Here is a 19,565-nt window from a genome sequence, read left to right as displayed (position 1 = left end):
GCTTGCTAGGTTCACCTCATGTTGTCGCTGAAAGACGTCTACGTGGGCGAACCGAGCGTGCTCGGCCACCAGCGGGACCAGCCGGTCCTGAGCGCGATCCGGAAAACCCGGGTCGAAGCCGGGGAACTGGCACTGTCCGAACTGAACCTGGCCGGAGACCGCCAAGCCGACCTCTCGGTGCACGGCGGCCCCGACAAAGCCGTCTACGTCTACCCGATCGAGCACTATCCAGTGTGGACCGCGGAGGGCTACTCCGTGGCGCACGGCGACTTCGGCGAGAACCTCTCCGTGCACGGCGTGCTGGAGAGCGACGCGCGGATCGGCGACGTCTGGGCCTGGGGCGACGCGCTCGTGCAGATCGCCCAGCCACGGCATCCGTGTTTCAAGCTCGCGATGCGGACCGGCCGCAAGGACGTCGTGCCCGCGATGATCAGCACCCAGCGCTGCGGCTGGTACCTGCGCGTGCTGCGGCCGGGCACCGTCCCGACGGCCGGGCCGCTCGACCTCGTGGAACAGGCCGAGGGGCCGACCGTCGGGGAGACGTTCCTCGCCGCGTCGGCGAACTACGCGCAGCTGCCAGGCCCCGGGCCGATGCTGGAACTGGCCGAGCGGGTGCTGTCGACGGCCGCGTTGCCGGAGACTTACCGCAAGGGCGTCCAGTCCAAAGTGGACCGCGCTAGGGAGCTACTTCCAGTCGACCTGCGGTGAGCGGTAGAAGTCGATTCCCTGCGCTTCCCAGCGAGGTGCCTGTTTGGCGATGCGGTCCCGGTAACCGTCCCAGCCGCGCGACGATTGCGGCGACCAGCCGATCTCCGCGACGCCGGGCAGGCGCGGGAAGGCCATGTACTCGATGTCGTCGCTGGTCCGGATGGTTTCCGTCCACAGTGGAGCTTCGACCCCGGCGACGGACTTCTCCCCGACGCCGGGAACGAGCTTCGCCGGGTCCCATTCGTAGGCGTCGCGGACTTCGACCAGACCGGCCCAGTCCTGGCCCAGTTTCGTCGATTCCGTGTACTTCATGTCGAGATAGGCGTGGTTGGCGGGCGACATGACGAACTTGTTCCCGTGCGCCGCGGCGGCGGCCAGGTCCGCGTTCGGGCCGCCCTGGTCCCAGTACTGCGGCACGGCGGACGTCGGCAGCGGCGTCTTCGCGATCTCGTGCCAGCCGGTGATCAGCTTGCCGTACTTGGCGACCATCGGGCTTACCTTCTCGTAGAAGGTTTTGTAGTCCGCGGCGGGCGTCGAATGTGCTTCGTCGCCGCCGATGCCGATGAATTTGCCGGGGGTGATCGCGGCGAGTTCGCGGATCACGTCTTCCACGAATCGGTACGTGGCGGGCGAATTGATGCACAGCGAGCTGTAGCCGACCTCGATGTCGGTGCGCGGCGGGACGGCCTTGCCGTCACAGTTGAGTTCGGCGTACACCGACTGGGCGGCGTTCGTGTGCCCAGGCATGTCGATTTCCGGCACCACCGTTATGTGCCGGCTCGCGGCGTACGCGACGATGTCGCGGTACTGCTCCTGCGTGTAGTAGCCGCCCGGGTCGCCGTACGCCGCGGTCTTGCCGCCTTCGGTCGCCAGCCGGGGCCAGCTCTTGATTTCGATGCGCCAGCCCTGGTCGTCGCTGAGGTGCAGGTGCAGCGTGTTGATCTTGTACTGGACGATCTGGTCGATGTACTTCTTCACCTGTGCGGGCGTGAAGAAATGCCGCGCGACGTCGAGCATCGCGCCGCGGTGGGCGAACCGCGGGTAGTCGAGCACGCTGCCGCCGGCGATCGTCCATGTGCGGTGCTGCACCGACTTCGCCTCGATCGCGGACGGCAGCAGCTGCCGCAGCGACTGGACGCCGACGAACAGCCCGGTGGAGGTGTTGGCGCGCAGCCGGACGCCGTTCTTCGTGACGTCGAGCTGATATCCCTCGTCGCCGACGCGCGGGTCGGCGTGGCCGAGGTCGAGCGAGATCGCGGACAATCCAGGGCTCGCCGGGACGACCGGCAGCGGGAAGCCGGTCGCCGGACGCAGCAGCCCGCGCAGGTACGCCGCGACGTCCCCGGTGCCGCGCCCGGCGCGGATCACGGTCAGCGGCGTGAGCCGGAAGGTGGCGTCCGCCTTCGCCACGGCGTGCACCGGCGCCGGCACGAGGTCGGTGACCTGCCGTTCGCTGGGCGCGGGACTCGCCGCGGCCGGCCCGGGCACTCCCACCGCGGCGAGCCCGAGCACGGTCACCCCAAGCACGGCCCTGGACAGGGTCTTCCTCACGGCATACCTCCGGTCGCGTCGCGGAGAAGGCGGACTCCAAGAGGTATAGACCACTACCGGGGACGCTGACAACGTCCGAAAGGGTCGGCTGACGCCGGATGTCCCGTTCGCCGGGATGCTCAGGGCCGCAGGATCGCCCGCAACGCGTCGAGCACCGACGGATCCTCGATCGTCGACGGAACCGGCTCGTCGCGCCCGTCCGCGATCCCGCGCATCGTCTTGCGCAGGATCTTCCCCGAGCGAGTCTTCGGCAGCGCGCCGACCACGGACACGTCCCGGAACGCCGCCACCGGCCCGATGTCGCGCCGGACCAGCGCCACCAGCTCGTCGCGCAACTGGTCCTCGGGCATTTCGACACCCGCCTTGAGCACCACGAAACCGCGCGGCACCTGCCCCTTCAGCTGATCCGCGACCCCGATCACCGCACACTCCGCGACGGCCGGATGCGACGCCAGCACCGCCTCCATCGAGCCGGTCGACAGCCGGTGCCCGGCCACGTTGATCACGTCGTCGGTGCGGCCCATGACGAAGAGATAGCCGTCCTCGTCGAGGTAGCCCGAATCGCCGGTCAGGTAGTAGCCGGGATAACGCGACAGGTACGCCTCGCGGTAGCGCTCGTCGTCGCCCCACAGCGTCGGCAGCGAACCCGGCGGCAGCGGCAGTTTCAGCGTGATCGCGCCCTCGCGACCGGCTAGCAGTTCCTCGCCCGCCTGGTCGAGGATGCGCACGTCCCAGCCGGGCACCGGTTTCGTCGCCGACCCGGGTTTGACCGGCATCGGTTCGAGACCGCGCGGGTTGGCCGCGATCGGCCAGCCGGTTTCGGTCTGCCACCAGTGGTCGACGACCGGCGTGCCGAGGATGTCGTGCGCCCAGTGGTAGGTCTCCGGGTCGAGCCGCTCGCCCGCCATGAACAGGGTGCGGAACTGGGACAGGTCGTACTTTTTGAGTTCGTCGGCGTCCGGATCCACCTTCTTCACCGCGCGCAACGCCGTCGGTGCGGTGAAAAGCGCCTGCACACCATGCTCGGAGATGACCCGCCAGAACGCGCCAGCGTCGGGCGTTCCAACGGGTTTTCCTTCGTACAGCACGGTTGTCGCCCCGACCAGCAGCGGCGCGTAGACGATGTACGAGTGCCCGACGACCCAGCCGACGTCGGAAGCCGTCCACCACACATCCCCAGCGTGAATGTCGTACAGCGCACCCATCGACCACGCCAGCGCGACCGCGTGCCCGCCCGCGTCGCGGACCACGCCCTTCGGCCGCCCCGTGGTGCCGGAGGTGTAGAGGATGTACAGCGGGTCGGTCGCCTTCACCGGAACCGGATCCACCGGGTCGGCGTCGGCGACGAGGTCGGTCCAGTCGAGGTCGGAGCCGGACAGTTCCGCGCGCGCCTGCTCGCGCTGGAACACCACGACGTGCTCCGGCTGATGCTCGGTGGCCTTGAGGGCAGCGTCGATGATCGGCTTGTACTCGACGATCCGCGTCGGCTCGATCCCGCACGACGCGGCGAGGATCAGCTTCGGCTTGGCGTCTTCGATCCGCGCGGCCAGCTCCTTCGGCGCGAACCCGCCGAACACCACCGAATGCACCGCGCCGATCCGCGCGCAGGCGAGCATCGCGATGACCGCCTGCGGAATCATCGGCAGGTAGAGGATCACGCGATCGCCTCGGGTTACCCCGAGCGACGCGAGCGCGCCGGCGAAGGTCGCGACCTCGTCCCGCAGTTCGGCGTAGGTGTAGCGGCGTTTGCGACCGGTGACCGGCGAATCCCAGATCAGCGCGTCCTGCGCCCCGCGGCCGCCGTCGGCGTGCCGGTCGAGCGCGTTGTAGGACGTGTTCAGCTCGCCGTCGGGATACCAGCGGTAGAACGGCGCGGCGGAGGAGTCGAGCGCGCGAGTGGGCCGTTTCGTCCAGTCGATCGCCCGGGCGGCTTCGAGCCAGAAGTGCTCCGGGTCGTCCAGACTGCGCCGATACGTCTCGGTGTACGCGCCCACGAGGTCTCCTTTGCCGCCGACGGCCGAATCTGCCCTCATGATGGCCTTTCCCGCGACGGGGCGCAGGTCAGCCCGATCCGGCACGATCGATGCGGTGGATCACGATCCAGCCGCGACCCGGCAACCCCGCGGAGGCCGTGTGCGTCCTAAGCTGGACCGTGGGGATCGGCCGCGCAGCGGCACGAGGACAACACTGACAGTGAGGGGAACCAGCCGGTGAGCGGAATCGCGAGCGCGCTGCTCTCGTTCGCGCACACCTTGTTCGGTCCGGGGTTCTGTCCTGGCGACTGGGTGTGGGCGACGACCACAGCGGGTGCGCTCGTCGCGCTCTTCCCGGCGGCGGGCGCGCTGATCGTGGCGATCGTCCGCAAGGGGACCGGCAACCGGTACGACGCGACCACGCTCACCGTGTTCGGTCTCATCGGCGTGGTCAGCGTGCTGGTGCTGCCGTGGCTGATGGCCTCGGGCATCTCGGAGACCTTCCGCGCGGCCAACGCGGGCAGCGCGAGCGGGCTGTCGGCCTCGGAGACGGCCAGCCTGAGCACGAACTACTGCTCGTTCGTCGGCACGCAGAAGACCTACCTCGGCGGCGGGTCGAACGTCTTCGAGACGCTCTTCTACCCGCGCGGCCTCAAGCTTTCCTACGCGCTGTACCTGCTCGCCTTCACCGTGCTGCCGGTCGGTTCGCTGCTGTTCGTGATGCTGCAGGCGCGCACCGCCTTCCGCCGCGGCCCGAAGTGGCCGTCGCGGTTCTTCTGGATTCCGTTCGTGGTCATGGCGGTGGCGACGGCGGGCATGTCGGCCAACACCGCGGTGCACTTCTGGCTCGGGTTCCTGCCGTTCAGCGTCCTGGGGCTGATCCCGGTCGCGCTGGTCGGCCCGCCGCCGTGGTCGGTGATCAACCGGCCGGAGCCGCGCCGCGACGAACCGCCCGCCGCGTCCCCTCCGCCGCGTCGGGAGCAGCTGCCGCCGCCTCCGCCGCCGCAGAACAAGCAGTACCCGGCCACCGCGCTGGCGTCCGCGCCGGAGCCGCCGCCGGCCGGGATGCTCGCCGCCGCGCCCGGCGCGATCCCTCCGCCGCCGGGTTCGCGCAACGCGGGCAGCAGCCGGTACCGGCGCGTCCGCCAGCTCGGGCACGGCGGGTTCGGCACGGTCTGGGAAGCCGTCGACACGCAGCTCAACCGCACTGTCGCGCTCAAGATCGCGCACGCGCCCGACCGCGACACCGAGGAGCGCATGCAGCGCGAGGCGCGGGCGCTGGCCGTGGTGAACCACCCCAACTGCGTGCGGGTGTACGACCTGGTCGAGGAGCCGGACGGGCTCGCGCTCGTCATGGAATACCTGCAGGGCCGTCCGCTGGCCGAGGTGGTCGACGGACAGGGCCCGATCGACGACGTCGCCGCCGGCCGGTTGTGGTCGACGATGGCGGGCGCGCTGGTCGCGGCGCACGAGCGGGGCGTGCTGCACCGCGACGTCAAGCCGTCCAACGTCATCCTCGACCCGGCGGGCATCGCGCACCTCATCGACTTCGGCATCGCCCGCAGCCAGGGCGACTCCAAGATGACCGCCACCGGGATGATGATCGGCACGCCCGACTTCGTCGCCCCGGAACAGGCGATGGGCTCGCCGGCGAGCCCGGCGTCGGACGCCTGGCAGCTCGCCGCCACGGTCAGCTACGCGCTGTCCGGCCAGCCGCCGCGCGGAACCCGCGAGACGCCGATGGCCGCGCTGATGGCCGCGGCGCGGGCCGATCCGGTCACGCATTTGCCGCAGCGTTCGGTGCACGCGCGGATCCTGGCGGCGTCGCTGGATCCCGAGCCGCGCCGTCGCCCGACGCTGAACTCGGTGCGACGCGAGGTCGACGGCTGGCTGAGCCGGGCGGGCAAGGCGCTGGACGGGCCGGTCACGCAGATCGTGCCGCGCCGGTCGCCTCGGTGAGTCTCGTGAGTGTTGATCACGGTTCTAACCGGGATTAGCGCTCACGAGGGCTTCACCGCGGAAAACTCCAGCCGCCTCTTCGGCTCGCACTCCACGTGCACCTGCTCAAACCCCGCCCTCTCCAGCCTCCCGGGCAGGGTGCTCGCGTCGAGAACGTTCATCGTGTCCCCGATGTGCAGCAGCCGGAATCCGAAGCTGAGCTGGCTGTCGACCCCGCGGTAGCTGCCGCCGGGCCGCAGCACGCGGAACGCCTCGGCGAAGATCCGGTCCTGCAGCTCGTCGGTCGGCACGTGGTGCAGCATCGAGAAACACACGACCCCGGAGAACCGGCCGTCCTCGAACGGCATTTCCGCGCCGCTGCCCTCGACGATGTCCGCCCGGTCCCCGTATTTCTCCCGCAGCAGCCGGGTCGACGCCGGATCGATCTCCAGTGCGGTCAGCCGAGGCAGAGCGTCGACCAGTATCCGCGTGGTGGCTCCGAAACCGGGCCCGATTTCCAGCACGTCGTCGCCAAGGTCGAAGCGGGCGAGCCACTCCGGCAGCACTCCGGCCACCATGGCGGCCCACTTCTCCGAGCTGCAGAGCTTGCGGTGCATCAGGTTCATCGGCATGGCTCCGACGCTAGGGACGAGCCGTGTTGACCGGAAGACGATAGGCTGTCACCTCATGTCGCAGTACGGTCAAACCGGCGCGATGCTGCTTGGCGACCTCCCGATCGCGGCCGGAGCCTGGTTTCCCTGGCACGAACATCCGGCGCACCAGCTCGTCTGGGCCGCGCGCGGGGTAGCCGCGGTGATGGTCGGCGACGCGCAATGGGTGCTTCCGCCCACGCGCGCGCTCTGGATCCCGGTCGGCGTCTGGCATCGCACCGGCGCGGTCGGGAACGCGGAACTGCGCGGCATCTACGCCTATCCGGAGCAATGCCCGGTCGACTGGCCGTCCCCGCGAATCGTCATCGTCCGGCCGTTGCTGCGGGAACTGCTCGAGCACCTGTCCGCGGACGGCATCACCGACGACGCCCGCCGCCGCGCCGAGGCCGTCGCGTTCGATCTGCTGGAACCGATGGACGTGGCGCCGATCGTGGTGCCCTCGCCCACCGACCCGCGCGCCCGGGACGTCGCCGACACGGTGCTCGCCGACCCCGCCGACTCGCGCAGCCTGGCCGAGCTGGGCCGGGTCGTCGGCGCGAGCGAACGGACGCTGGCCCGCGCGTTCGTCCGCGACTGCCGGATGACGTTCGGCACCTGGCGCACGCAGGCCCGGCTGCGCGCGGCGTTGCCGTTGCTGGCGCGGGGATTGCCGATGACGACTGTCGCGCATCGGGTGGGGTACGCGACGGCTAGCGCGTTCGTGGCCGCTTTTCGCCGGGCGGTCGGGGTGCCGCCGGGGGCTTACTTCAGCGCCACGAAGGCAGCCACGTCTTCGCCTGCTGGTGGGCGTGAGTGGTCGGGATCGGCGCGATGAAGCGTGTCTGGTCAGGTAGATCGCGTCGCGCTGTTCCCGTCGGGAGCATCGGACCAGGACGATTGACGCCTCCGCGGAGCCGGAACTCCGCCTGCCTCACCGCCGCGAAGGCAGCCACATCTCCGCCTGCTGGTGGGCGTGAGTGGTCGGGATCGGCGCGATGAAGCGTGTCTGGTCAGGTAGATCGCGTCGCGCTGCTCCCCTCGGAAGCATCGGACCAGGACGATTGACGCCTCCGCGGAGCCGAAACTCCGCCTCCCTCACCGCCACGAAGGCAGCCACATCTCCGCCTGCCAATGCTCATTCGTGATCGGGATGCCGTTGAGGATCGGCCACAGCCAGGCGAAGTTCGCCACCACCAGCCCGACGTAGAGCGACACGACGAGCAGACCGGTGCCCCGGCGTTCGAATCCGCGTTTGGCGCTGCCGAGGATCTGCCCGAGCGCCAGCACCAGCCCGAGCACCAGGAACGGGGCGAGCGGCGTGGCGTAGAAGAAGTACATCTGCCGGTCGATGTTGGTGAACCAGGGGAGGTATCCGGCGAAGTAGCCGGTCAGCACGGCGGCGTAGCGCCAGTCCGCGCGGAAGAACCAGCGCCACAGGCCCCAGCCGAGCACCGGGACGGCCAGCCACCACATCGCGGGCGTGCCGATCAGCATCGTGGCGCCGAGGCAGCGCGATTCGCCGCAGCCGGTGACGTTGCCGTCGTAGTAGTAGAGCATCGGCCGCAGGCCCATCGGCCACGTCCACGGCTTCGACTCCCACGGATGCGGATTGTCCTTGGGCGTCAGCAGGGTTTCGTGGAAATGCAGCACGTTGGCGGTGTAGCTGCCGAGCGAGCGCAGGGCGGGCGGGATCCAGCCGAACATGCCCGGGTCGAGGTTCTTGATCTCGGTGTAGTGCCGGTCGGTCGCGGTTTCGCTGGCGAACCACGCCCAGTACGCCGCCAGGTACATCAGCACCGGCACGACGAGGATCGCCCACAGCGCGGGCGCGACGTCCCGCCGGATCGTGCCGACCCACGGCCGCTGCACGCCCGCCGCGCGCCGGGCCGCGACGTCGAAGAAGACGGTGAGCAGGCCGAACGCCGCGATGTAGTACAGCGCCGACCATTTCACGCCGAAGGTCAGGCCGATCATCAGCCCGGCCGCGAACCGCCACCAGCGGAAGCCGAGTTTCGGGCCCCACTGAGATTCGCCGACCCATCCCTCGCGCACCGCGACGGCCAGCCGTTGCCGTACCTGGTCGCGGTCGCAGAGCACGCAGGCGAACGCGGCGAGCACGAACAGCGCGATGAAGATGTCGAGCATCCCCATCCGCGACTGCAGGTGCAGCACGCCGTCGCAGATCACCAGCACGCCCGCGATGCCGCCGAGCAGCGTCGAGCGGGTCAGCCTGCGCGCGACGCGCACGGTGAGCAGCACGACCAGCGTGCCGGCCACGGCCGACATGAACCGCCAGCCCCAGCCGTTGTAGTCGAAGAGCCACTCGCCGAACGCGATGAAGTCCTTGGCCAGCGGCGGGTGCACGATCAGCTCGTACCCGGCGTTGTCCTCGTACCCGCCGTTGCGCAGCATCTGCGCGGCCTGGGGCACGTAATGCTTCTCGTCGAAGACGGGACTGCCGTGGTCAGTGGGAAAGCCCAGATTCTGCATCCGGACGACGCCGCCGATCACGGTCAGCACGATCGTGACGATCCAGCCGCGCAGCCGGTCGGCGGGCATGGCCCGGCCGAGCAGGGTGGCGACGCGGTCGGTCGGGGGGCGGCGCGCGTCGACCGGGTCCGGCCGCACGCTCTCGTCGTCGGCACGGGTCAGCAGCGCGGTCACGGGGCCCGATAGTACGGCCTGATCCACCGGTGGCGTCTGGTTAGGCTGACTGCCATGACTTCTGCCTCCGGACGGCTCGTGCTCGCCGCCACCCCGCTGGGCGATCCCGGCGACGCGTCCGCCCGGCTGATCGAGGCGCTGGGCTCGGCAGACGTGATCGCCGCCGAGGACACCCGGCGTCTGCGCGGTCTCGCTGCCGCGCTCGGCGTGTCGCCCGCCGGCCGGGTGGTCAGCTTCTACGAGGACGTCGAGACCGCCCGGTTGCCGAAGCTGCTGGAAGCGCTGCACGCTGGCGAGACGGTGCTGGTGGTGACCGACGCCGGGATGCCGAGCGTCTCCGATCCGGGTTTTCGTCTCGTGGCTGCCTGCGTGGAGGAAGACCTGCCGATCACCTGCCTCCCCGGCCCTTCGGCGGTGACGACGGCGCTCGCGTTGTCCGGGCTGCCGTGCGACCGGTTCTGCTTCGAGGGCTTCGCGCCGCGCAAGCCTGGCGAGCGGTCGAAGTGGTTCGCGGAGTTGGTGAGCGAGCGTCGGACTGTCGTGTTCTTCGAATCGCCACACCGGATCGCGTCCCTGTTGTCGGACGCTGCCGCCGCGTTGGGCGGGTCTCGTCGGGCCGCGGTGTGCCGGGAGCTGACAAAGACGTACGAAGAGGTCAAACGCGGCACTCTCGCGGAACTGGCGGAGTGGGCGGCGGACGGGGTGCGCGGCGAGATCTCGGTGGTGCTGGAGGGGGCGGCACCTCGGCAGCTGGCGGTCTCGGACCTGGTGCCGGAGGTGGCCGACCGCGTTGCTTCGGGGGAGCGGCTGAAGACCGTGGCGGCCGAGGTGGCTGGCGCGGCTGGAGTGTCTACGAAGGAGCTTTACGCGGCGGTGCTCGCGGCTCGGAAGTGAGTCAGCTTCTCCGGGCGTTGAGCGCGGCTTGCAGTTGCAGCCAGGTCGGGTCGTCCGGGGTCGGTTCGGTCTCCTCGTCCAGATCGCCCGGTCGCCAGGTGCGGACGCCGTCGGTTCGCACGAGGTGGTCGTGCAGGTCGGCGTCGTCGGGGATTTCCGTGGTGCTGGCGAGAAAGCCGGCGACGGTCGCCGGGTCCGCGACCGCGGTCGGCACCGGCACCAGTGCGAGTTCGCCGCCACTAGCGACCAGCAGGTCTCCGGTCGACGTAGCCGCCAACGCGGACACCGCCGAGCCGAACAGTTCGTGCTCCGCGGCTTGCCCGTGCTCGACGTCAAGCTCGATGAGCGACCCGGACGGCGTCCCGATCCACAGTTGCGCCCCGAACGCGAGGTTGTGCCGCGGCCAGTCTTCGACGGAGTCGCCTAGCGAGGTCGTCAGAACCCGGCGCAGCGAAGGGAATTCGAACACCGCGACCATGCTTTCGTACGCGTTGCCGCGGACCGCGAGGTAGCGCCCGTCGGCGCTGAAGGCCGGAAGCCGGTAGCCGTCGACGTCCAGAATCAGCGCCCGGTCGAGAACCCGGAACCGCGTGCCCTCGCGAGAGAAAAAGACCTTGGTCGCGCCCTGGTCGCTCTGCAGCGTGGCGATCAGCCCGCCCGCCGGATGCCGGGCGATGCCGGTGTCCCAAAGCGGGGCAGGTGTCTTGGCTCCAGTGTCGAGATCGATGACCTCCGAGCGGAAGCAGATCCTGAAGGGACCTTCGGGCGGCCCTGGCGAGGCCCACAGCGACTGACCGTCCGGGCTGAACGCCAGATGGAGGTAGGTGTCGATGCTCAGCTCGGAGATGCCGTCCGGGGTCCAGCGCACGGTCTCGTCCCCGACGGACACGAGCAGTTCCGGCCGTTCCGGATGCCAGGCGAGGACTGGCTTCTTCTTCCGGCTCCAATAGTCGGTGTATTCCTCGGAATCCGCCCCCACGACACCAATTTCGCGCAGATTCCGCGAAACGTCGTAGAGGCGCACCGCAGGCCGGTCCGGCTCGACGCCCGCGGCGAGGGGCAGCTTCGGATGGCACACCAACTGCCCGATCGGCGCGGCGGGGATCCTGGCCTGACTACTGGTCACTCAGAAACTTTACCGGCTGCGCAACAACATTTTCGCCGCTACCAAAGCCTTTTCCGCGTCCGGCTCGTCCCCAGTGATGGCATCGGTGTAGATAAACGACTCGCCAACCCGCACCAGCAAATACGCCAGATCCGCCACCGGCAACGGCGATTCCAGCCGCCCCGCCGCCACCTCGTCCGACAGCAGACCGCGCACCTTCTCGATAGTGCGCGACTGCACCAAACTCGCCTTTGTCGTCAACAACCTCAGCGCGCGCTCGGGCTCCCGGCGCAGGAACGCGCGAAACGGCGAGGACGCGTTGACCGTCCGCACGAACGCCCCGATCGCCTCCGCGACGCCGTCCCCGCCGCGGCCCGCATAACTCACGTTATCCAGCACCGCCGCCGTCTCCGCCCACAGGATTTCGCTCAGCAGCTGGTCCCGGCTGCCGACCCAGCGGTGCAGGGTCGCGCGGCTGACGCCGAGGTCGCTGGCCAGGTCACGCATGTCGACGCGGTCTCCGGCGAGGAACCGGGCGCGGGCAAGCCGGAACGCCGCGACGGCGTCGGGTCGCGAGGTCCGGGCGGCGAATGGCGTATCGATGAGTGAGACGTTAGCAGAAAGTGTCCCATGGATGAGACATATGGCAGAATGTCTCACGAAGAGCGAGAGGAGCCGCGAAGATGCGTGCTGTGCAGGTGACCGAATTCGGCGGTCCCGAGGTGCTGAAGCCGGTTGAGCTGGCCGATCCGGTGGCCGGGCCGGGGCAGGTGCTGATCGAGGTCGACCGCGTCGGGCTGAATTTCGCGGATACGCATCAGGCAGAGAATTCGTACCTGGCTCCGAGCAAGCTGCCGCTCGTGCCGGGCGGCGAGGTCGTCGGCCGCACGGCGGACGGCAAGCGCGTGGTCGCGCTCCTCAACGACGGCGGCGGTTACGCCGAGCGCGTCGCGGCCGACGAGGCCATGACCTTCCCGGTCCCGGACGGCGTCGACGACCTGCACGCGCTGTCCATGTTGGTCCAGGGCGCGACGGCGTGGATCATGCTGCGCAAGAACGCTCGTCTCGAGCCCGGCGAGTCCGTGGTCGTGCACGCCGCGGCGGGCGGGGTCGGCTCGATCGCGGTGCAGCTGGCGAACGCGTGGGGTGCGGGCCGCGTCATCGCGACCGCGAGCAGCGAGGAAAAGCGCGCGCTGGCGATCGAACTCGGCGCGGACGTCGCGGTCGATTCCCGCGCGGAGAACATGACCGAAGTCCTCCGGGAAGCCAACGGCGGCAAGCGGGTCGACATCGTCCTCGACATGGTCGGCGGCACGACGACCGACCAGAGCATCGCCGCGCTGGCCCCGTTCGGCCGCCTGGTGTTCTACGGCATGGCCGGCCGCCGCTCGCCGAAGCCGATCGAGCTGCGCAACCTGCTGGGACACAGCACGACCGTGGCCGGGATGTGGCTGCCGCACGTGTTCCGCTTGCCGGGCAACGTTTTCGGCACCGCGCTCAGCGAACTGTTCGCCATGGTGCAGGACGGCAAACTCCGCGCGATCGCGGGCGGCGAGTACGCGCTGGCGGACGCCCGGAAAGCACACGAGGCGCTGCGCTCGCGCGGCACGACAGGGAAGCTGCTGCTCGATCCGCGCCGGTAAGTCTCGTGAGTGTTAAAACCGGTTCTAACCGGTTTCAACACTCACAAGGTTTACCCAGCAGCTCCTCCAGCGGCGCCGCTTTGTGCAGACACTCCTGCCACTCCGCGGCGCTGTCCGAGTCCGCCGTGATCCCGCCGCCGACGCCCAGCGCGATCCGGCCCCCGGCGATCTCGAACGTCCGGATCGCCACGTTCAGCTCGAGCCCCGCCAGCGGCGACGCCATCCCGATCGCGCCGGTGTACACCCCGCGCGCGGCCGGTTCCAGTTCGGCGATCAGGTCCAGCGCCCGGATCTTCGGCGCGCCGGTGACCGAACCCGGCGGGAACGTCGCCGCCAGCAGCCCGGCGTCGGGCACGCCGTCCGCCAGCACACCCTCCACAGTGGACGACAGATGCCACACCCCCGGAGCCGGACGCACCGCGAGCAGTTCCGGCACCACCACGCTGCCGACCTCGCACACCCGGCCGAGGTCGTTGCGCACCAGGTCGGTGATCATCACGTTCTCCGCGACGTCCTTCGCCGACTGCCGCAGCCGGAGCGCGTTGCCGTCGTCCGCCGGACCGCGGCGGGGCAGTGTTCCCTTGATCGGCGACGACCGCACGCGCCGGCTGTGGCGTGCCAAAAACAGCTCAGGCGACAGCGAAACCACCGAACCCCATTCACCGGTGACGTACGCCGCCCGCTTCGGCGCCAGCCGCCGCACCCCTTCGGCGAACAGCGCGGCGGGCGAACCCTCGAACGTCCCGGTGAACCGCGAGCAGATGTTCGCCTGAAAAAGCTCGCCCGCCTCGATCTCGTGCACGCACGCCTTCACCGCCTGTTCGTGCCCGGACGGCCGCTCCAGCGGACTCGCCGACCACGACAACTCCGCGGTCCCAGCCAGCGCCCGCTCCACCACGGCGAGCTGCGCGTCGGCGTCGCCTTCAAGCGATTCGAACCAGCACACCCCCGCCGCGTCCCAGCGCAGCACGTGATCCGCCCAGCCCCAGGCCGACACCGGAACGCCGGTCGAACGCCCGGACGGATCCGCCTGGTCGTAAGCCAGAAACCCGAACCATCCGCCGCCGACCCGGCCCGGAAATCCCGAAACCGGGTCAAGCGCCGGGGGGAACGGGCGGGGAGTCACCGCCACGAACGGCGCCACCACCGCCCGCGACCCGAACCAGTCCCCGCACACCGCGGCGGGCTCGGGCAGGCCGTGCGCCCGGGCGTACGCGGACAGCAGGACCAGCACCCGCGAAGGTGACAGGTCGGTCCGCAGCCGCTGGAAACGCATCGCGCCATTGTGCCGGAAACCGGCGGTGACCAGCGGAAAAGGTGATCAGAGCAGCACATCCGACAGTGCGAAGGGATACACCACCGCGTCCTGTGCCACCGGCCCGTCGACGCCCGGCACCCCCGAGGCGAAGGCGTGCTGGTGCAGCCCCAGCCGGGAATGGAACCAGCCGGGCCGCCCGGGAATGCCGTTGTGCCGCACGAGCCACAGCACCACCTCGGAATCGGCCCAGCGGTCCGGATGCAGCCGGTGCGCCCAGCAGTCGTGCCCGGCGTACACGAGCACCCGGCGGATCTTCGCGGCGTGCCGCACGTGCTTGATCCACGCCTTCACGAACCGGTCGTCGACGCTCTGCGCGTCCACCTCGAGCGCCGGGGCGAGCGAACCGGGCGCGAACGCCCCGAGCCTGCTCGCCGTCCGGACGAAATGGTCGGCCTGGTCGTGCACCGCACCAGGCCGCGCGTAGTGCCGGGCCCCGGTGTGAATGCCCGCGTGCTGGGCCGCGGCCAGCGTTCGCTCCGCGCCCGCGTCGCTCCAGTTGACGTTCTCGCTGATCGTGACCGAGGCGAACCGCACGTCGGCGCCGCGCACCGCCGCCCAATCGAGCACTTGCTCGCGATGAGTGAGCGTGAGCCCGCGCCCACTCTCCGGTTCCGCCACCTCGTACCCCTGACAAGCCCCACGACGGGTGAAAGGCCACCCTACGTCCGGAATTCCGGAGCGGGGTGACCTTTCCCGGCGTGTCGATAGGCTTGATCAGGCGTTTTCCCGCTGGAAGGTGCGCGTTCCCCACCACACCGCCAAAACGGCCATGACCAGCACAACCACGCCCCCGGTGAACAGCGCGTCCAGCGAGAAGTCGCCGCGGAAGCTGTTGCGCTCCACGTCGACCACGTGCCGGAACGGGTTGATCTGCGAGATCGTGTACAGCCACTTCGGGGCCAGCCCGGAGGTGATCGGGATGAGGATCCCGGACAGCAGCAGCAACGGCATGAGCACCGCGTTGAGCAGCGCCGGGAACGCCTCCTCGCTCTTGAGCGTGAGTGCCAGCGCGTAGGAGCACGACGCCAGCGTGAGCGCGAGCAGGAACACAATCGCCAGGCTCAGCAGCACGCCGCCGAACGGCGCGTTCAGGTCGAACACCAGGTAGGCGAGCAGGATGATCAGCACCGATTGCACGACCGCCTGCAACGCGTTCGCCAGCACCTTCCCGAGCAGCAGAGCGGCACGGTGCACCGGGGTGACGCGCAGCCGTTCGACCACGCCGGACCGGAATTCGGCGAGCAGCCCGAAGCCCACGAACGAACTGCCGAACAGCGCCAGCTGCGCGATCAGCGCGGGCGTGAGCACCATCCAGCCGTCGACCTCGGACATCCCCTGCGCGCCGAGCGATTTCACCAGCAGCGGGCCGAAGAAGAACAGGTACAGCAGCGGCTGGGCGAGGCCGATCAGCAGCCAAGCCGGGTTCCGCAGCGCTCCCGCCATGTCGCGGCGGAAGATCAGCCAGGTGTCATGCAGCACCGGGCACCTCCGTTTCCGCCGGCGCGGGCTGCTCGGCTTCGCGCAGCGACCGGCCGGTGAGAGTAAGGAATACGTCGTCCAAGGTCGGTCTCGTGACCTGCATCGAGCTGGTCGGGATGTCCTTGGCGTCGAGCGCGCGCAGCAGTTCCGGCATCGCGGTGTCGCCGCGCGGCACCCGGAACCGGATCGACCCCTCGGACACCGCGAACTCGTGCGCGCCGGGCAGCTGCCGGGCCAGGTCCGCGGCGGCCGCGGCGAATTCGGGGTCCACCTCGATCGCCACGCCGTCGCCGGAGACCTGCGCTTTGAGCGTGTCCGGATGGCCCTCGGCGACGATCCGGCCGTCGTCGATCACGATCAGCCGGTCGGCCAGCGCGTCCGCCTCGTCGAGATAGTGCGTCGTCAGGAAGATCGTCACGCCCTGTTCGGCGCGCAGCCGCCGGATGTGCTCCCACAGGTTCGCCCGGCTCTGCGGGTCGAGCCCGGTGGACGGCTCGTCCAGGAAGACCAGCCCCGGCGAATGGATCAGCCCCAGCGCGATGTCGAGCCTGCGCCGCTGGCCCCCGGACAGTGTTTTCGTGGCCCGCTGGCCGAGTCCGGTCAGGTCGAGCTGCTCGGTGAGCACCTTGCCGCGCGCGATCGCGTCGGCCTTGCTCATCCGGTACAGCCTGCCCTGCAGTTCCAGCTCCTCGTCCACGCGAGCTTCGGGCGAGGCGCCGCCGCCCTGTGCGACGTATCCGATGTTGCGGCGCACCCCCGCCGCGTCGGTGAGCAGGTCGTGCCCGCCCACGGTCGCGGTGCCCGCGGTCGGTTTCAGCAAGGTGGTGAGCATGCGCAGCGTGGTGGTCTTGCCCGCCCCGTTCGGGCCGAGGAACCCCACGAGCTCGCCCGCCTCGACGTCGAGATCGACCCCCTTCACCGCGTGCACTTCGCCACCGGCTCGGCCCTTGCGGCGGAACCGCCGCTCGAGTCCGCGTGCCGTGATCATGGACAACCCCTCTCCTCCCAGAAGATCAGCTAGTCAAGATTGACTAGCTGACGCGCACACTGTGCCCGAAGGGGTGAGGGATAGTCAAATTTGATTACTGGGGCGGCTCGCCGAACGCCGAACCCTCGTCGTCGGCCATCACGTACTCGCCCGCCTCGAGCCTGCCGATCAGCCCGGTGAGCCATTCCCGGCTCGCGCTGGCGATGCCGCCCCAGAGACGGAACAGTTCGGACACGTGCGGCGGCTTGTTCCAGGTGTCGTCCTCCAGGCCCAGCCGCGAGCGGCGCTCTTCCGCCTCGAAATGGATCAGGTTCTGCCGGAGCAGGCTGATCACGTGCTTGCGGGAGAGCGCGGGCATCAAGCTGATCGCCGCGCACAGCTCCGGGTTGCTCGCGCTCGGATCGGACAGCCCCTTCGACAGCAGCACCTGGAACTCCTGCTCGCCAGCGGGAGAGAGCCGGTAGGCGATCCGGTCCGGACCGCCGTCGCCCGGTTCGACGTCGATCTTCTCCAGCAGGTCCTCGGCGGTCATCTTCTTGAGAGCGTGGTAGATCGAACCGGGCTGGACGTTCGCCCACTTGTCCGCGGACCACGACAGCAGTTCGCGGCGCACCTGGTAGCCGTGCGCGCGGCCGAACATCCGCACGACCCCGAGCACCAGCAGACGCGTCGCCGACACCGGCTCTCCCTTCCCCGACCACCACGAAACGCCTTGAAGCGCATCCGTAGGCTAAACAGGTATGAGCACCCCTGTGTTGACCGCGGTGGCCTGGCCCTACGCCAACGGCCCCCGCCACATCGGCCACGTGTCCGGATTCGGCGTCCCGTCCGACGTCTTCTCCCGCTACCAGCGAATGGCCGGCAACCGGGTGCTCATGGTGTCCGGGACCGACGAACACGGAACGCCGATCACCGTCCAGGCGGACAAAGAGGGGATGACCCCGCAGCAGACCGCAGACAAGTACACCCGCCAGATCGACGAGGACCTGCGCGGCCTCGGCCTCTCCTACGACCTGTTCACCCGCACCACCACCGGCAACCACGCCGCGGTGACGCAGGAAATCTTCCTCGCGCTCAACCGCAACGGCTACGTGGTCCCGAAGACCACTCGCGGCGCGATCAGCCCGTCCACCGGCCGCACCCTGCCCGACCGCTACATCGAGGGCACCTGCCCGATCTGCGGGTACGACGGCGCGCGCGGCGACCAGTGCGACAACTGCGGCAACCAGCTCGACGCCGCCGAGCTGATCAACCCGAAGTCGCGGATCAACGGCGAGACGCCGAAGTTCGTCGAGACCGAGCACTACTTCCTCGATCTGCCGGCGTTCACCAAAACCCTCGGCGACTGGCTCGGCACCAAAACCGACTGGCGGCCGAACGTCCTCAACTTCACCCGCAACCTGATCGACGACATGCGGCCGCGGCCGATCACCCGCGACCTCGACTGGGGCGTCAAGATCCCGCTGGACGGCTGGCGCGACCAGCCGCTCAAGCGGTTCTACGTCTGGTTCGACGCGGTCATCGGCTATTTCTCGGCGAGCGTCGAATGGGCGCGCCGCAACGGCACTCCGGACGCCTGGCAGGAGTGGTGGGCCAACGCCGACGCGCGCGCCTATTACTTCATGGGCAAGGACAACATCACCTTCCACGCCCAGATCTGGCCGGCGCTGCTGCTCGGCCAGAACGGCGACGGCGATCGCGGCGGGGAGGCCGGGAAGTACGGCAAGCTGCACCTGCCGGACGAGATCGTGTCCAGCGAGTTCCTCACGATGAGCGGGTCGAAGTTCTCGACTTCGCGCGGCACGGTCATTTACGTGCACGACTTCCTGCGGGAGTTCGGGCCGGACGCGCTGCGGTACTTCATCTCGGTGGCCGGGCCGGAGACTCAGGACACGGACTTCACGTGGGACGAGTTCGTCCGGCGGACCAACTTCGAGCTGGCCAACGAGTGGGGGAACCTCGTTAACCGGTCGATTTCGATGGCGCACAAGAACAATGGGGCGATTCCGGCTCCTACTGCGCCTGCTCCGGCGGATGAGGAGTTGAAGGCGTTGTCTCGGCAGGCTTTCGAGACTGCGGGTGGGCATCTTGCTCGGTCGCGGTTCAAGCTGGCTGCGGCTGAGGCGATGCGGGTGGTTACGGCGGCGAACCGGTATTTGTCGGATCAGGAGCCTTGGAAGCTCAAGGAGGATCCGGATCGGCGGGACGCGGTGTTGCATACGGCGTTGCAGGTGGTCAGTGATGCGAACACGTTGCTGACGCCGTTCTTGCCGCATTCGGCGCAGAAGGTGCACGAGGCGCTTGGCGGGACTGGGGTTTGGGCTGCGCAGCCGGAGCTTCAGGAGGTCGAGGACCTCGACGTGCCGGACCGGATCAACCCGATCCTTACTGGTGACTACAAGAGCGAGCAGGCTAAGTGGGAGTCGAAGCCGATCGAGGTCGGCCGTCCGCTCGCCAAGCCGACGCCGTTGTTCACCAAGCTGGACCCGAAGCTCGGCGAGACCGGCCCGGAGTGGGCTCCGATCGTGACTGACTGAGGGGGCTGCTCGTCGCCTGGCGGCGACATTGCGCCCCGGATTCGTGGGTGGGCACCCCGAAGCTGATTGTGACGACGGCGCGGGGGGGGGGGTGGTGGTGGGGGGAGGGTTGATGTT

The 19,565-nt window shown here is 69.4% G+C and carries 17 protein-coding genes; 6 read left to right on the top strand and 11 right to left on the bottom strand.

The genetic code is table 11. The annotated features are described in order from the left end of the window. Nucleotides 1–18: 18 nt before the first annotated feature. Nucleotides 19–708, top strand: coding sequence for an MOSC domain-containing protein (locus tag ACWGIC_RS37680; RefSeq protein ID WP_452080720.1), 690 nt, complete (start codon nucleotides 19–21; stop codon nucleotides 706–708). Here the strand turns inward: ACWGIC_RS37680 and ACWGIC_RS37675 are convergent. Then, nucleotides 685–2,259, bottom strand: a complete 1,575-nt coding sequence (locus tag ACWGIC_RS37675; protein WP_452080719.1) for a beta-N-acetylhexosaminidase — start codon at nucleotides 2,257–2,259, stop codon at nucleotides 685–687. The two genes, ACWGIC_RS37680 and ACWGIC_RS37675, sit on opposite strands and share 24 nt — an antisense overlap. A gap of 119 nt (nucleotides 2,260–2,378) precedes the next feature. Further along, entirely contained in the window at nucleotides 2,379–4,292 is a 1,914-nt protein-coding gene (locus ACWGIC_RS37670; RefSeq protein WP_452080718.1) for a propionyl-CoA synthetase, read from the bottom strand. A gap of 177 nt (nucleotides 4,293–4,469) precedes the next feature. On the opposite strand from ACWGIC_RS37670, the gene ACWGIC_RS37665 reads away from it, so the two are divergent. Further along, nucleotides 4,470–6,191, top strand: a complete 1,722-nt coding sequence (locus ACWGIC_RS37665; RefSeq protein WP_452080717.1) for a serine/threonine-protein kinase — start codon at nucleotides 4,470–4,472, stop codon at nucleotides 6,189–6,191. 41 nt (nucleotides 6,192–6,232) lie between these two features. On the opposite strand, the gene ACWGIC_RS37660 is transcribed toward ACWGIC_RS37665, so the two are convergent. Continuing rightward, nucleotides 6,233–6,802, bottom strand: a complete 570-nt coding sequence (locus ACWGIC_RS37660) for a class I SAM-dependent methyltransferase (protein WP_452080716.1) — start codon at nucleotides 6,800–6,802, stop codon at nucleotides 6,233–6,235. A gap of 55 nt (nucleotides 6,803–6,857) precedes the next feature. On the opposite strand from ACWGIC_RS37660, the gene ACWGIC_RS37655 reads away from it, so the two are divergent. Next, nucleotides 6,858–7,655: an AraC family transcriptional regulator gene (locus ACWGIC_RS37655; protein WP_452080715.1), complete on the top strand. Its 798-nt coding sequence runs from the start codon at nucleotides 6,858–6,860 to the stop codon at nucleotides 7,653–7,655. A gap of 260 nt (nucleotides 7,656–7,915) precedes the next feature. Here ACWGIC_RS37655 and ACWGIC_RS37650 read toward each other — a convergent pair whose 3' ends face one another. After that, nucleotides 7,916–9,484: a dolichyl-phosphate-mannose--protein mannosyltransferase gene (locus ACWGIC_RS37650; protein WP_452080714.1), complete on the bottom strand. Its 1,569-nt coding sequence runs from the start codon at nucleotides 9,482–9,484 to the stop codon at nucleotides 7,916–7,918. 54 nt (nucleotides 9,485–9,538) lie between these two features. Between ACWGIC_RS37650 and rsmI the strand changes: the two genes are divergently transcribed. After that, a complete protein-coding gene (gene rsmI, locus ACWGIC_RS37645) occupies nucleotides 9,539–10,378 on the top strand; it encodes a 16S rRNA (cytidine(1402)-2'-O)-methyltransferase (protein ID WP_452080713.1) in 840 nt (279 codons plus the stop codon). A gap of 1 nt (nucleotide 10,379) precedes the next feature. Here rsmI and ACWGIC_RS37640 read toward each other — a convergent pair whose 3' ends face one another. Together ACWGIC_RS37640 and ACWGIC_RS37635 are read right to left on the bottom strand one after the other, a co-directional pair. Next, nucleotides 10,380–11,504, bottom strand: coding sequence for a hypothetical protein (locus tag ACWGIC_RS37640; protein WP_452080712.1), 1,125 nt, complete (start codon nucleotides 11,502–11,504; stop codon nucleotides 10,380–10,382). A gap of 9 nt (nucleotides 11,505–11,513) precedes the next feature. Then, nucleotides 11,514–11,990, bottom strand: coding sequence for a QsdR family transcriptional regulator (locus ACWGIC_RS37635; protein ID WP_452080711.1), 477 nt, complete (start codon nucleotides 11,988–11,990; stop codon nucleotides 11,514–11,516). Nucleotides 11,991–12,166: 176 nt separating this feature from the next. Between ACWGIC_RS37635 and ACWGIC_RS37630 the strand changes: the two genes are divergently transcribed. Next, nucleotides 12,167–13,126, top strand: coding sequence for a quinone oxidoreductase family protein (locus ACWGIC_RS37630; protein ID WP_452080710.1), 960 nt, complete (start codon nucleotides 12,167–12,169; stop codon nucleotides 13,124–13,126). A gap of 34 nt (nucleotides 13,127–13,160) precedes the next feature. Here the strand turns inward: ACWGIC_RS37630 and ACWGIC_RS37625 are convergent, their stop codons facing one another. The 5 genes from ACWGIC_RS37625 to ACWGIC_RS37605 form a co-directional block, all read right to left on the bottom strand. Then, the gene (locus tag ACWGIC_RS37625) at nucleotides 13,161–14,402 is read right to left on the bottom strand and encodes an aminodeoxychorismate synthase component I (protein ID WP_452080709.1); all 1,242 of its coding nucleotides are present in this window, start codon (nucleotides 14,400–14,402) and stop codon (nucleotides 13,161–13,163) included. A 45-nt stretch (nucleotides 14,403–14,447) separates the two neighbouring features. Next, on the bottom strand, nucleotides 14,448–15,062 hold the full coding sequence (locus tag ACWGIC_RS37620) for a GH25 family lysozyme (protein WP_452080708.1): 615 nt from the start codon (nucleotides 15,060–15,062) through the stop codon (nucleotides 14,448–14,450). Between the two features lie 96 nt (nucleotides 15,063–15,158). Beyond that, nucleotides 15,159–15,923, bottom strand: a complete 765-nt coding sequence (locus tag ACWGIC_RS37615) for an ABC transporter permease (protein WP_452080707.1) — start codon at nucleotides 15,921–15,923, stop codon at nucleotides 15,159–15,161. After that, nucleotides 15,913–16,911 (bottom strand): ATP-binding cassette domain-containing protein, encoded by a 999-nt coding sequence (locus ACWGIC_RS37610; RefSeq protein ID WP_452080706.1) that lies wholly within the window; start codon nucleotides 16,909–16,911, stop codon nucleotides 15,913–15,915. Before ACWGIC_RS37610 ends, ACWGIC_RS37615 begins: the two co-directional genes overlap by 11 nt. A gap of 94 nt (nucleotides 16,912–17,005) precedes the next feature. Next, nucleotides 17,006–17,590: a PadR family transcriptional regulator gene (locus ACWGIC_RS37605; RefSeq protein ID WP_452080705.1), complete on the bottom strand. Its 585-nt coding sequence runs from the start codon at nucleotides 17,588–17,590 to the stop codon at nucleotides 17,006–17,008. A gap of 61 nt (nucleotides 17,591–17,651) precedes the next feature. Here ACWGIC_RS37605 and metG point away from each other — a divergent pair, with 61 nt between their 5' ends. Continuing rightward, a complete protein-coding gene (metG, locus tag ACWGIC_RS37600; RefSeq protein ID WP_452080704.1) occupies nucleotides 17,652–19,448 on the top strand; it encodes a methionine--tRNA ligase in 1,797 nt (598 codons plus the stop codon). Nucleotides 19,449–19,565: the final 117 nt, after the last annotated feature.

The sequence above is a fragment of the Amycolatopsis sp. NPDC054798 genome (assembly GCF_053611505.1).
This window is presented reverse-complemented; position numbering and strand designations above follow the sequence as displayed.